We start from the raw sequence: 11,285 nt of genomic DNA on the forward strand, positions 1-11,285 counted from the left end.
GTGTGGGCGCTCAGGCGGCCGTGCGGGTGTGCACGTCGCTCTCGCCCGACACGTCGTTGAGTTCGAGGTAGACACGCCCCTCGGTGCGGGTGAGGGTGGCCGTGTTGCGCCGCTCGATGCCTTCGGAGACGCGCTCGACGAAGCCGGGCTCGAAGCTGTGCAGAAGCAGGTCCTCGGCGCGGTGGATGCGCTTGCCCGCCCACGCGGCGGCGACCTTCTCGGGGTCGCGGTGCGTGTAGACGACGGTGCGCTCGGCCTTCATGCTGCCGGTGTGCAGGCGGGCGGCATCGGGGGCGCCCACCTCGACCCAGGCGACGATCGAGCCGGTCAGGTCGCGCACCATCACGGCGGGCTCGTCGGTGGCGGCGACGCCCTCGCTGAACGTGATGCCCTCTTCGTACTCGAGGCAGTACGCGAGCACGCGAGTCAGCATGTACGGGGCGGTCTCGGAGGGATGCCGCGCGACGCGCAGGGCCAGCTCCTCGTAGACGCCGCGGTCCACGTCGGACAGTTGCACGGTGAACGTGTGAATGGTCGCGCCGATAGCCACGAGGCTCGAGCCTACGTCAGGACGGGGTGGGGAAGAGGCTCGCGCGAAGCGGGGCGGTCCGCCCCGGTGGTCGGTCGGTTGCGGGACGGTTGCGGGACGGTTGCCGCGCGTGCCACCCCGACCGTAGCGTCGAGGGATGCCAGACCCCCGCGCCGCACGGATCGACGTCGGTCCGTTCCACCTCGCTCCCACCCCGAACGCCGGAACCTGGACCGCCCTCGCGCGCCGTGGCACGGGGACCGGTTCCGGGCAGAGCGGGGGTGCGCCGGCATCCGGGATCACCGCTGCCGATGACGACGGGGAACCGGGTTCGGGTTCGCACGCTCCGCAGCAGTCGGGGGACTCGGCATCCGGGATCACCGCCTCGTGGGCGGACTGGGTCGCGTTCGCGCACCGCGTCGTGCAGGCGGACGCACTGTGGCGCGAGGTCGAGGCGCGTGGCGACGCTTGGGACGAGGGGTTCGGGGCCGCGCGCGATGCGGCTGCGGTCAACCCGTACCGGTGACCGTCCGAGTGGACGCCCTCGACCGGTGTACCGAGGCGGGGGTGCGTTACTGGGGACCCTCGACGAGCACCAGGCTCTGCCGGGTGTCGGCGAGCTTCACCCAGCCGTCACCGAACAGGTAGGTGATGCCGTACCCGTCGCCGTCCGTGCTGATCGCCCACGAGGGGTCCTCGGTGATGTAGGTGCCCGCGTCGCCGACCTCGCGACGCCAGCCCGAGGCGACGAGCTCCTTCTCGGCCGCCGTGGCATCGGCATCGTCGATGCGTGCCCAGCCGAACATCTGCACACGATCGGTCGTGATCTTCTGATCGCCCCACTTGCACTGGATGCCCTCGTCGAGCTCGATGCTTCCGATGCGGAACGGCTCGGACTGCGCACTCCACCCCAGGCTGACGAAGTCGTCGGCCGTCGCTTGGGGAATGATGTTCTGGCAGGTCGGGTCTTCTGCGACGGCGTCGGTGGTCGGTGTGACCTCGGGTGCTGCGGAGGCCGACGGCGTCGAGGTAACTGCTCCCGCCGGTACCTCCCGAGGCGCTGCCGGTCCCGAACACCCCGCGAGGACCATGAGGGCGACGGCGGTCAACGTCGTCGTCGAGAGCGCGAGGGCGAGGGGACGGCGCCTCACGAGGCGTCCTCGTGCAGCAGGGCGAAAAACGCGTCGTGCAGCAGGCCGTTGGTCGCGAACGACGACTCGGCGTCGAGACGGTCGGAGCCGTCGAACGCCGTGAAACGTCCGCCGGCTTCGCGCACGATGGGGGCGATGGCGGCGATGTCGTACTCCTTGACTCCGAATTCGGCGACGAGTTCCAGCCGACCCTCGGCGAGCCACATGTAGGGCAATGCGTCACCGTAGGCACGATCACGCCACACCGCTCGCGTGAGACGCTCCAGTGCGGGAAGGTGATCGACGTCATCCCACTGCTCGATGCTCTGGAAGCTGATGCTCGCAGCCGACACCTGGTCGACGCCCGAGACGTGGATGCGGCGCTCGTCGCCGGTGGCGGTGGTCGTCCACGCGCCCTGCCCGGTGGCGGCCCACCAGCGTCGACCGATCGCCGGCTGACTGACGACGCCGATCTGAGGTACGCCGTCGACGGTGAGGGCGATCAGCGTCGCCCACACCGGGATGCCGCGCATGTAGTTGTGGGTGCCGTCGATCGGGTCGATGACCCACCGGCGCGCGGTGTCGCCCGAGGTGCCGAACTCCTCGCCGAGGATGGCGTCGTCGGGCCGCTCGGCATCGAGGATCGCGCGGATCGCGCGCTCGGTGGCGAGGTCGGCTTCGGTGACGTGGGTGCGGTCGGGTTTGGTGTCGATGCGGAGGTCGGCCGCGTCGAAGCGTTCCATGGCGACCGCGTCGGCGGCGTCGGCCAGCCGCAGCGCGAGGGCGAGGTCGTCGGTCAGATCCGTCGAGGTCGCGGAGGGGGCAGCAGTGGAGGACACCGCACCAGGATAACCGGCGCCCCTGGCACGATTTGGTGTCGCCGCGTCATGCCTGGTAACGTAATCCCTCGGTTCGAGACGCCGATTTCGAACTGTGAAGACGCACCTCTAGCTCAATCGGCAGAGCAATTGACTCTTAATCAATGGGTTCTCGGTTCGAGTCCGAGGGGGTGCACCACCTCCGAAATTCCCCTCTCGCCTCACCAGGGCGAGGGGGGATTTTCGCATTTTCGGGGCGATTCTCCGGGTGCCGGTCGGTTGTCCCGCGGCAAGATGGAGGAGCCCGCGCGTGCTCGTCGCGGCGCAGACGGGGGATGCCATGGCCGACGACGAACTGTGGGACGTGACCGATGTGCAGGGTACTCCGACGGGTGGGCTGCACCGCCGGGGGGACGGACCGGTGCCGGAGGGCTCGTTCCACATCGTGGCCTCGGTGTGCGTCGTCGCCCCGAGCGGTCGGGTGCTGATGAGCCGACGCGCCGCGGGGAAGGACTACCCGCTCGCGTGGGAGTTCCCCGCGGGCAGTGCCCTTCGAGGAGAGTCGAGCCGCGGCGGGGCGGTCCGCGAACTGGAGGAGGAGACCGGTATCGCCGTGGCCCCGGACGACCTCGTCCTCGTGGGCCGTGTCGTGGAGCCGCGCGCCCTCTTCGACCTCTGGGTCGCGCGGGTGGCGAGCGAAGTGACTCCGATCCCCGACCCGGAAGAGGTCCTGGATGCCGAGTGGGTCACACTCGACGTCGTGCACGAGCGGTGGAAGGACGGTGTCTTCGCCACCCCGTGGAACATGCGGTTCGATCAGCTCTGGGACGTGCTGGGGGAGCGGGTGCGTGAGGGCGATGCCGAGGTGACGGGGGCGTAGGGCTCCCTCCCGCTTTGCGGTCAGAACGGTGGCGGGTCTGTCTGGACCTCGTGGCCGCGCGGGGAGGTCCACGCCGAGATGGCGGGGGTGTAGGGCTCCGTCGCGCTTCGCTCGGTCAGAACGGTGGCGGGTCTGTGTCGACTTCGCGGCCGCGCGGGGCGGTTCACGCCGAGGTGGCGGGGGTGTAGGGCTCCGTCGCGCTTCGCTCGGTCAGAACGGTGGCGGGTCTGTGTCGACCTCGTGGCCGCGCGGGGAGGTCCATCGCACATCGCCGGTGTCGGGATCGCGCGAGGGACTCCAGCGCGACTCGTGCCGCAGTCGGTGATGATGTCGGCACTCGGGTTCGAGATTGTCGGCGTCTGTCGTGCCTCCCTCGGCCCATGCCGTGAGGTGGTCGATGTCGCAGTCCCGCGCGCTGCGCGCACAGCCGGGGAATACGCACGTCGGTGAGGTGACGCCCAACCACCGGCGCAGCGCGGCCGTCACGCGATACGACGTGCGATCGAGCGCCAACGGGGCCCCGCTGAGCGGGTGCGTGAGCAGACGGGTCCAGCTCGTGGCGCCACCCGCGAGGCGACGGGCGGTGTCGAGGTCGATCGGACCGTACCCGTCGAGGGTCGCCGGTCCGTCGCCGCCGCCGAGGAGCGTCAGCGCGGGAACGGTCACGACGATGGAGCCGCGTGAGGGGGCGGGGCGCGCGCGAGCCGTGGGGGTGTGTGGGGTGGCCAGGCCGGGGGATGGGGCGGTGGCCGGTGCGGAGCCTGGGCGCGCGCCGTCGACCGTGTCGGCTCCGTCCAGCAGGTCGGCCAGCGTGTCGGCGCGCAGCTGCGCCAGTGTCCGTTCTTCGTCGGGGGTCGCGCGCAGGTGTCGGGCGAACCGGTCTACGCGCGCCATCGCCGCGTGGGCACGATCCGCGGGCAGCAGCGCGCTCAGTGTCGCCATGCCGTCGAGTTCCGCCGTCACCCATACGCCGCGGTCGCGAGCGGCTCGCGCGTGTCGCTGCTCGAGGGAGTCGGCGTGGACGCGTTCGCGAAGCGCGCGCGCAGCCACGACGAACTTTGCGGGCGTCAAGGTGCGCGCGCGTTCCGAGGCGCCGTCGTCGAAGGCCGCCCACGTCTCGGGGCTGTCGGGCAGGCTGTCCGCGAGACGAGCGGTCTCGACGGCGTGCCGCTCCGACGTGCGCCCCTCGGCGAAGTCGTTCCAGGTGCGCGGGCAGCGTTCTTGCATGCTCTCTGCCTGCGAGCCGCGGAGGCGAACCGTCTGCTCGGAGAGGCGCAGGCGCACGGCGATCTCGGCGACGGCCGCGCGCTGAGCCAGGTCGCACCGGTCGCGCGCGATGGCCGCGGCCCCACGGCGTCGCGGGTCGCTCCCCACGCCGTCGAGCGTGGGGTCGGGGCCGACCCAGGGTTCGGGATCGATGCTCGCGCGGCTCACGAGAAGCGCGATGAGTCGGTACCCCTCGGCGGTGGCGCGGCGCTGCGTCACCGCTGCGACCTCGAGCGCGCGTAGCAGATCGTCGACGTCGGCCTCGCCGTCGAGGATCGGCGCGCTCGCGACCTCGCCAGTGTCTGCGGTGGGGGTCGAGCCGTCCTGCGATGCGCTGGTTAAGCCGTCGTGCGCGGTGGGCGCTGGGTCGTCGCCGCCGGGGTCGTCGTCAGAGTCGACGATGTCGGTCGACCTGTCTATCTCGGTCCAGGAGAACTCGCCGGAGGGAAGGCCGCCGGCATTCTCCTCACCGTCGAGGAGTCCGAGCTCTCTCGCCCAGAGCGTGTCGGCTTCGAGCTGCAGATCTCGGGCGCTCGGAGGCGGCACATCGCGCCACCATTCGACGGCCCGGCGGCTGCCGTTCACGGGGGCGGAGAGGCTCATGTCCAGACGGTATCGGCAACCTCCGACATCGGCGGAACGGTCGTCGACGGGGACACTCGAAGGTCGAACCGCGTCCCCCGCCGAACGCTCGCGACTCCGCCGAACGCCCGCACCCCCGCCCGATCACGCCCCCGGAACGCCCCCGCCCCGAAGACCCTTCACACCGACGAAGGGCCCCGCCCCGCGACTCACGCCGCAGACCGAGGCCCTTCACGCCGCCCCTCAGGCGGCGTCGCCGATCAGCACCGCAGCGCCTTCGTCCGCGGCATCCGCGTGTGCTCCGTCGATGTGGGCCAGCAGGCGGCGTCCGAACAGGATGCACGCGCTCGCGATCACGACCGACACCGCGGCCATGACGTAGGGCACTCCGGCGCCGTAGGCGTGCCAGAGCAGCGCGGCCAGCGGGGGAGCCACGGCCCCGCCGAGGAACCGCACGGCGGAGTACGCCGATGACGCGACCGAGCGCGGAAGGTCGGTGGCCTCCATGACCGCTTCCGTCAGCGCGGTGTTCACCACGCCGAGCACGAGACCTCCGACGACGATGCACGCCACCAGTGCCGTGGCCGACGACACCACGAAGGCGGCGACCAGCAGATCGACGGCCAGGAGCGGCAGGGCGATCAGCAGCACGGTCGTCAAGCGCAGGTGCCGCAGCAGCAGCGGGGCGACCCACACGCTCGTGACGGCGAGCCCCAGGCCCCAGCCGAAGAACGTCAGGCCGATCCCCATGGCCCCGAACCCCAGCGGGAACGGTGAGAAGGCGAGCAGGGTGAAGAAGCCGATGTTGTAGAACAGCGCGGTCGCCGCGAGGATCGCCAGCGCGGGACGACCGAGAGCACGGAACGGCGCGCTGAACGCGATCGGCCGCCGCTCGGGCGTCGGTCCGCGCAGCAGCAGGGTGACCGCGACGAACGCGATCGCCATGAGCACGACCACACCGAAGAACGGTCCGCGCCAGCTCGCCTCGCCCAGGATGCCGCCGAGCAGCGGCCCGATGGCGATGCCGAGGCCGAGTGCCGCCTCGTACAGGATGATGGCCGCCGAGCTGCCGCCGGATGCGGCTCCGACGATGGTGGCCAACGCGGTCGAGATGAACAGGGCATTGCCGAGACCCCAGCCGGCGCGGAAGCCGATCACGGCATCCACGCTGCCGCTCAGAGCGCACAGCAGCGAGAAGACCACGATGAGTCCGAGGCCGACCAGCAGGGTCGCCTTCGCGCCGATGCGGCTCGAGATCCAGCTGGTGACGAGCATCGCGAGTCCCGTGACCACGAGGTAGCTCGTGAAGAGCAGCTCGGTCTCGACGGGGCTCGCCTGCAGGGCGTCGGCGATGGCCGGCAGGATCGGATCCACCAGACCGATACCCATGAAGGCGACGACGCAGGCGAACGCCACCGCCCACACCTGTGCGGGCTGCTTCCAGACGCTGGGAGTGGTGCCGCTCATCGACCGGCTCCGATCGTCTCGGGCGCGGGGGTGGGCTGCAGGCCCACGCGGGCCGACAGGGCGCCGGCGGCGACGCGCACGGCGTCCCATTCGGCATCCGTCAGATCCGCCACCTGCGGGGCCAGGGCTGTGCGCAGCGACTCGAACCAGCGGGTGAGCGCCTCGATCCCGGCGTCGGTCGCGGCGATCACGCTGACCCGCGAGTCGGCGGGGTCGGCCTGTCGGGCCACGAGCCCCGCGGCGTCCATCTGGTGGACGAGGCGGGTCATGCCGGGCTGGGTCACCCGGCTGAGGGTGGCCAGGTCGCCGAGGCGCTGGGGGCCGTGGTCGCGCAGCAGCGTCAAGGTGCGCCACTGCGCGCCGGGGGCGTCGTTCTGGGTGTCGATGGCCGCGATGCGCGTGAGGGCGTGCACCGCGAGCAGGAGTTTCTGCAGGTCGTCGTCGCGGGTCATACCAAAAGCATACCGCAGGTATATACCGGGGGTATCTAACGCGAGCCGAGGCGCGTCGACAGCTGGTGCGCGTGCGAGAGCAGGATGCGCCCGAGCTCCGCCAGCCGTTCGCCGCCGAAGCGGAACTCCACGCCCGTGAGGCTCAGCGCCCACTGCGGGTCGCCGTCGCGGGTGAACACGGCCGCGCCGATGCCCCAGCTGCCCTCCACGATGAGCCCCGGGTTCACCGCATAGCCGCGCGCCTTCGTATCGCCGATCCGCGTGCGCAACCGCGCGGGCGAGTGCGAGGCGCCCCACTTCTCGACGAGTTCCGGATGCCGCTCGAGATACGCGTCCACGTCCTGGGGCGGTAGGAACGCGAGGATCGCCAGGCCGGCCGACGCGACGCCCAGCGGGAACCGCACGCCCTCCGAGAGCACGAACGAACGAATGGGGAAGCTGCCGTCCTCGCGGACGAGGCAGACGGTCTCGTCCCCGCGACGCACCGAGAGGAAGGCGCTCTCCTCGGTGCGGACGGCGAGCGAGCGCACGATGTCGCGCGCCGTCGCGGTGATGTCGAAGCGGGATGCCGCGACGCTCCCCATCAGGTACAGCTCCGGACCCGGAAGCCAGTGCCCGCTGTGCTCGTCACGGTCGACGAGGCCCTCGGCGCGAAGGGCCGTGAGCAGCCGGTGCGTGGTCGGGCGGGTGAGGTCGGCGTCGCGGGCGAGGTCGCCGACGGTCGCGCCGCGTGCGCCCGCCGCCGTCACGAGGCGCAGCAGGTGCGCGGCCCGGGCGATCGCCTGAGCGCCGGGCACCCCGCGCCCGCCCGCGGACGGGGTGGGCGATCCGCCGCGTCGACCCGCGCCGTCGTCGGGGTCGATTCCGGATGCCGTGTCCATGATGTGGACGCTACGCCCCGACTCATCCACATGGCAAGAACCCGCTGCCGGTCCCGGCGCTCGCCGGAGCAGCATTTGACGACGCAGACACGAAGGAGTTCGCGTGATCGACAAGACCTGGAGCTCGGCCGCCGAGGCCGTCGCCGACATCCCTGACGGGGCGTCCCTGGCCGTGGGCGGGTTCGGCCTGTCGGGCAACGCCATCGCCCTCATCGAAGCGGTGCTCGCCCAGGGCACCCGCGACCTCTCGGTCGTCTCGAACAACTGCGGCGTCGACGACTGGGGACTCGGCATCCTGTTGGGGGCCGGACGCATCCGCAAGATGACCTCGTCGTACGTCGGCGAGAACAAGGAGTTCGAGCGGCAGTTCCTCTCGGGCGAACTCGAGCTGGAACTCACGCCCCAGGGAACGCTCGCCGAGAAGCTGCGTGCGGGGGGCGCCGGTATCGCCGCCTTCTTCACCCAGACCGGCGTGGGCACGCAGGTGGCCGAGGGGGGTCTGCCCCGCCGCTACGACGGATCCGGGGGCATCGCGGTGGCCTCGCCCCCAAGGACGTGCGCACGTTCGACGTGAACGGCCAGCCCCGGGAGTTCGTGCTCGAAGAGGCGATCACGACCGACTTCGCCCTCGTGCACGCCTGGAAGGGCGACCGCCACGGCAACCTGGTGTTCCGAAAGGCGGCGCGGAGCTTCAACCCCCTCGCGGCGATGGCCGGGCGCACGTGCATCGTGCAGGTCGAGACCCTCGTCGAACCGGGCGAGATCGAGCCCGACGCCGTGCACCTGCCCGGGGTGTTCGTGCACCGCATCGTCGAGGTGGGCGAGGTCGAGAAGCGCATCGAGAAGCGCACGGTGAGCGGGAGCGCCCGATGAGGTGCCGCGCGTGCCGGCGTCCGTCGCCGCCCCGGCCGCCGATCGCCTCCGCCCCGTCCGCCCCGTCCGAGAAGAGGATCTGACATGCCCCTGACCCGCATCGAGATGGCCGCGCGTGCCGCCCTCGAACTCGCCGACGGCGCCTACGTCAACCTCGGCATCGGCCTGCCCACCCTCGTGCCCAACCACGTGCCCGACGGCGTGACCGTCGTGCTGCAGTCCGAGAACGGCATCCTGGGCGTCGGTCCCTATCCGACCGACGACGCCGTCGACGCCGACCTGATCAACGCCGGCAAAGAGACGGTGACCATCCTCCCGGGAGCCGCGTTCTTCGACTCCGCGCTGAGCTTCGGCATGATCCGCGGGGGGAAGATCGACGCCGCCATCCTCGGGGCGATGCAGGTGTCGGCATCCGGCGACCTCGCGAACTGGATGATCCCGGGCAAGATGGTGAAGGGCCCCGGCGGCGCGATGGACCTCGTGCACGGAGCGGCCCGGGTGATCGTGCTCATGGAACACGTCGCCAAAGACGGAACGCCCAAGATCGTCGACACCTGCTCGCTGCCGCTGACCGGCCGGGGCGTCGTCGACCGCATCATCACCGACCTGGCCGTCATCGACGTGACCGACGAGGGGCTCGTGCTCACCGAGCTCGCCCCCGGTGTCACCATCGAAGAGGTGCAGGATGCCACCGAGCCCGCCCTGATCGTCGCCCCCGGCGTCTCCGCACGGCCCTGACGGCCCCGCTCCACCGTCTCCCGACCGGAAGGACACCCCATGTCACTCGACACCGCCATGTCACACGACACCGACGTCGTCATCGTCGCCGCCGCCCGCACGCCCCAGGGACGGCTGAAGGGGCAGCTCGCCCCGCTCACCGCCGTCGAGCTCGGGGCCGCGGCGATCCGCGGGGCGCTCGAACGCGGCGGGATCCCGGCCGCGTCGGTCGACGCGGTGCTCGTGGGCCAGGTGCTGCAGGCCGGAGTCGGGCAGAACGCCGCGCGCCAGGCGGCCCTCGCCGCCGGCATCGGGTGGGACGTGCACGCCGCGACGGTCAACAAGGTGTGTCTGTCGGGCCTCACCGCGATCATCGACGCCGCGCGCATGCTGCGCCTCGGTGACGCCACGGTCGTCGTCGCCGCCGGTATGGAGTCCATGACCCGCGCGCCGCACCTGCTGATGAACTCGCGCGAGGGCTACGCCTACGGCTCGGTCGAGGTGCTCGACCACCTCGCCCACGACGGGCTGACCGACGCGTACGACCACGAGAGCATGGGCGCGTCGACCGAGCGGGCGAACACGCGGTACGAGGTGTCGCGCCAGGATCAGGATGCCGTGGCCGCCCGCTCGCACCAGCGGGCCGCCGCCGCGCAGGCGGCCGGGGTCTTCGACGCCGAGATCGTGCCCGTGACCATCCCGCAGCGCAAGGGAGAGCCGCTCGTCGTGCGCGCCGACGAAGGGATCCGCGCCGACACCACGGTCGAGACCCTGGCGAAGCTGCGCCCCGCCTTCGCGGAGGGCGGGTCGATCACCGCCGGCAACGCCTCGCAGATCTCCGACGGCGCCTCGGCCGTGGTCGTCACCACCCGTCGCACCGCGGCCGACCACGGCTGGGACGTTCTCGCCGTGGTGGGCGCCGCCGGCCAGGTCGCCGGCCCCGACAACTCGCTGCACGCCCAGCCGGCACGCGCGATCGCCCTTGCCCTGGACGCGCAGGGGCTGAGCGCGGGCGACCTCGACCTCGTCGAGATCAACGAGGCCTTCGGCGCGGTCGTCGCCCGCTCCCAGGCCGAGCTCGGCCTGTCCGACGACGTGGTCAACCCGCACGGCGGCGGCATCGCGATCGGTCACCCCATCGGGGTCTCGGGCAACCGCCTCGTCGTGCACGCCGTGCACGAGCTGGTCAAGCGGGGCGGTGGCACGGCGGCGGTGGCGCTCTGCGGCGGCGGCGGCCAGGGAGACGCGCTGATCCTCACCCGCGAGAACGTCGCCGACTGAAACACGGAACGGATGCCGCGACCTCGAGGCCGCGGCATCCGTTCGCCGTCAGGGGGGGGGGTCAGCGCGCGAGGCGCTTCTTCAGGAGCTTCTGCTGCTTCTTCGACACGGGGGAGTCGCCCGCGATGACCTTGCCGCGGCGTGCGCGACGGGTGTCGACGACCGACCCGATGGCCAGGGCCAGGGTGATGCCCCAGCTGAGCCACGCGAGCGCGACGCGCCACGTGAACGGCTCGTCGTTGCGCAGGGCGCGCAAGAGCGTGACGCCGCCGGTGATGGCGCTGAGAAGACCGGTTCCGAAGATGTACTGGCGCATGCGCCCAACCTACCCAGGGTGGGGGAACGCACGACGCGCCTTGACACGGTGACGCGCCGACGCGTCGATCGACCGAGCTCGGACGCCGCGTCG

At 71.6% G+C, this 11,285-nt stretch carries 12 protein-coding genes, 1 tRNA gene and 1 pseudogene; 6 read left to right on the plus strand and 8 right to left on the minus strand.

The features are described 5' to 3' along the window. Positions 1–10: 10 nt before the first annotated feature. Entirely contained in the window at positions 11–550 is a 540-nt protein-coding gene (locus BJP65_RS15810) for a YaeQ family protein (RefSeq protein ID WP_055939728.1), read from the minus strand. 136 nt (positions 551–686) lie between these two features. Between BJP65_RS15810 and BJP65_RS15815 the strand changes: the two genes are divergently transcribed. Next, on the plus strand, positions 687–1,055 hold the full coding sequence (locus tag BJP65_RS15815; RefSeq protein WP_070409741.1) for a hypothetical protein: 369 nt from the start codon (positions 687–689) through the stop codon (positions 1,053–1,055). Between the two features lie 46 nt (positions 1,056–1,101). Here BJP65_RS15815 and BJP65_RS15820 read toward each other — a convergent pair whose 3' ends face one another. Continuing rightward, positions 1,102–1,680 carry a hypothetical protein gene (locus BJP65_RS15820; protein ID WP_083285904.1) on the minus strand — a complete coding sequence of 193 codons (579 nt, stop codon included), beginning with the start codon at positions 1,678–1,680 and terminating at the stop codon, positions 1,102–1,104. After that, entirely contained in the window at positions 1,677–2,498 is an 822-nt protein-coding gene (locus BJP65_RS15825; RefSeq protein ID WP_055939734.1) for an inositol monophosphatase family protein, read from the minus strand. The genes BJP65_RS15820 and BJP65_RS15825 overlap by 4 nt, the downstream gene beginning before the upstream one ends. 102 nt (positions 2,499–2,600) lie before the next feature. Here BJP65_RS15825 and BJP65_RS15830 point away from each other — a divergent pair. Together BJP65_RS15830 and BJP65_RS15835 are read left to right on the plus strand one after the other, a co-directional pair. Then, a tRNA-Lys gene (locus BJP65_RS15830) sits at positions 2,601–2,676 on the plus strand. A 111-nt stretch (positions 2,677–2,787) separates the two neighbouring features. After that, positions 2,788–3,357, plus strand: a complete 570-nt coding sequence (locus BJP65_RS15835) for an NUDIX domain-containing protein (RefSeq protein ID WP_070409742.1) — start codon at positions 2,788–2,790, stop codon at positions 3,355–3,357. Positions 3,358–3,567: 210 nt separating this feature from the next. On the opposite strand, the gene BJP65_RS15840 is transcribed toward BJP65_RS15835, so the two are convergent. The 4 genes from BJP65_RS15840 to BJP65_RS15855 form a co-directional block, all read right to left on the minus strand. Continuing rightward, positions 3,568–5,226, minus strand: a complete 1,659-nt coding sequence (locus BJP65_RS15840) for an HNH endonuclease signature motif containing protein (RefSeq protein WP_070409743.1) — start codon at positions 5,224–5,226, stop codon at positions 3,568–3,570. A gap of 222 nt (positions 5,227–5,448) precedes the next feature. Continuing rightward, on the minus strand, positions 5,449–6,672 hold the full coding sequence (locus BJP65_RS15845; protein WP_070409744.1) for an MFS transporter: 1,224 nt from the start codon (positions 6,670–6,672) through the stop codon (positions 5,449–5,451). Next, positions 6,669–7,124 carry a MarR family winged helix-turn-helix transcriptional regulator gene (locus tag BJP65_RS15850; protein WP_070409745.1) on the minus strand — a complete coding sequence of 152 codons (456 nt, stop codon included), beginning with the start codon at positions 7,122–7,124 and terminating at the stop codon, positions 6,669–6,671. The genes BJP65_RS15845 and BJP65_RS15850 overlap by 4 nt, the downstream gene beginning before the upstream one ends. A gap of 35 nt (positions 7,125–7,159) precedes the next feature. After that, on the minus strand, positions 7,160–8,005 hold the full coding sequence (locus BJP65_RS15855) for an IclR family transcriptional regulator (RefSeq protein ID WP_083285905.1): 846 nt from the start codon (positions 8,003–8,005) through the stop codon (positions 7,160–7,162). Between the two features lie 103 nt (positions 8,006–8,108). On the opposite strand from BJP65_RS15855, the pseudogene BJP65_RS15860 reads away from it, so the two are divergent. From BJP65_RS15860 to BJP65_RS15870, 3 genes and pseudogenes are all read left to right on the plus strand, one after another. Beyond that, positions 8,109–8,878 (plus strand): annotated as a pseudogene (locus tag BJP65_RS15860) (CoA transferase subunit A). Positions 8,879–8,962: 84 nt separating this feature from the next. After that, positions 8,963–9,616 (plus strand): CoA transferase subunit B, encoded by a 654-nt coding sequence (locus tag BJP65_RS15865; protein WP_181015951.1) that lies wholly within the window; start codon positions 8,963–8,965, stop codon positions 9,614–9,616. A gap of 57 nt (positions 9,617–9,673) precedes the next feature. Next, positions 9,674–10,876 carry an acetyl-CoA C-acetyltransferase gene (locus BJP65_RS15870; protein ID WP_070410072.1) on the plus strand — a complete coding sequence of 401 codons (1,203 nt, stop codon included), beginning with the start codon at positions 9,674–9,676 and terminating at the stop codon, positions 10,874–10,876. 61 nt (positions 10,877–10,937) lie between these two features. Here the strand turns inward: BJP65_RS15870 and BJP65_RS15875 are convergent, their stop codons facing one another. Then, entirely contained in the window at positions 10,938–11,192 is a 255-nt protein-coding gene (locus BJP65_RS15875; RefSeq protein WP_055939745.1) for a hypothetical protein, read from the minus strand. Positions 11,193–11,285: the final 93 nt, after the last annotated feature.

This window comes from Microbacterium sp. BH-3-3-3, from assembly GCF_001792815.1.
In the GTDB taxonomy this organism is placed as follows: Bacteria; Actinomycetota; Actinomycetes; order Actinomycetales; family Microbacteriaceae; genus Microbacterium.

Excerpts from the sequence above, each read along its gene's own strand:
- BJP65_RS15815 (WP_070409741.1), top strand. The coding sequence starts at position 687 with ATGCCAGACCCCCGCGCCGCACGGATCGACGTCGGTCCGTTCCACCTC.
- BJP65_RS15840 (WP_070409743.1), bottom strand. The coding sequence starts at position 5,226 with ATGAGCCTCTCCGCCCCCGTGAACGGCAGCCGCCGGGCCGTCGAATGG.
- BJP65_RS15845 (WP_070409744.1), bottom strand. The coding sequence starts at position 6,672 with ATGAGCGGCACCACTCCCAGCGTCTGGAAGCAGCCCGCACAGGTGTGG.
- BJP65_RS15850 (WP_070409745.1), bottom strand. The coding sequence starts at position 7,124 with ATGACCCGCGACGACGACCTGCAGAAACTCCTGCTCGCGGTGCACGCC.
- BJP65_RS15855 (WP_083285905.1), bottom strand. The coding sequence starts at position 8,005 with ATGGACACGGCATCCGGAATCGACCCCGACGACGGCGCGGGTCGACGC.
- BJP65_RS15865 (WP_181015951.1), top strand. The coding sequence starts at position 8,963 with ATGCCCCTGACCCGCATCGAGATGGCCGCGCGTGCCGCCCTCGAACTC.
- BJP65_RS15870 (WP_070410072.1), top strand. The coding sequence starts at position 9,674 with ATGTCACACGACACCGACGTCGTCATCGTCGCCGCCGCCCGCACGCCC.
- BJP65_RS15875 (WP_055939745.1), bottom strand. The coding sequence starts at position 11,192 with ATGCGCCAGTACATCTTCGGAACCGGTCTTCTCAGCGCCATCACCGGC.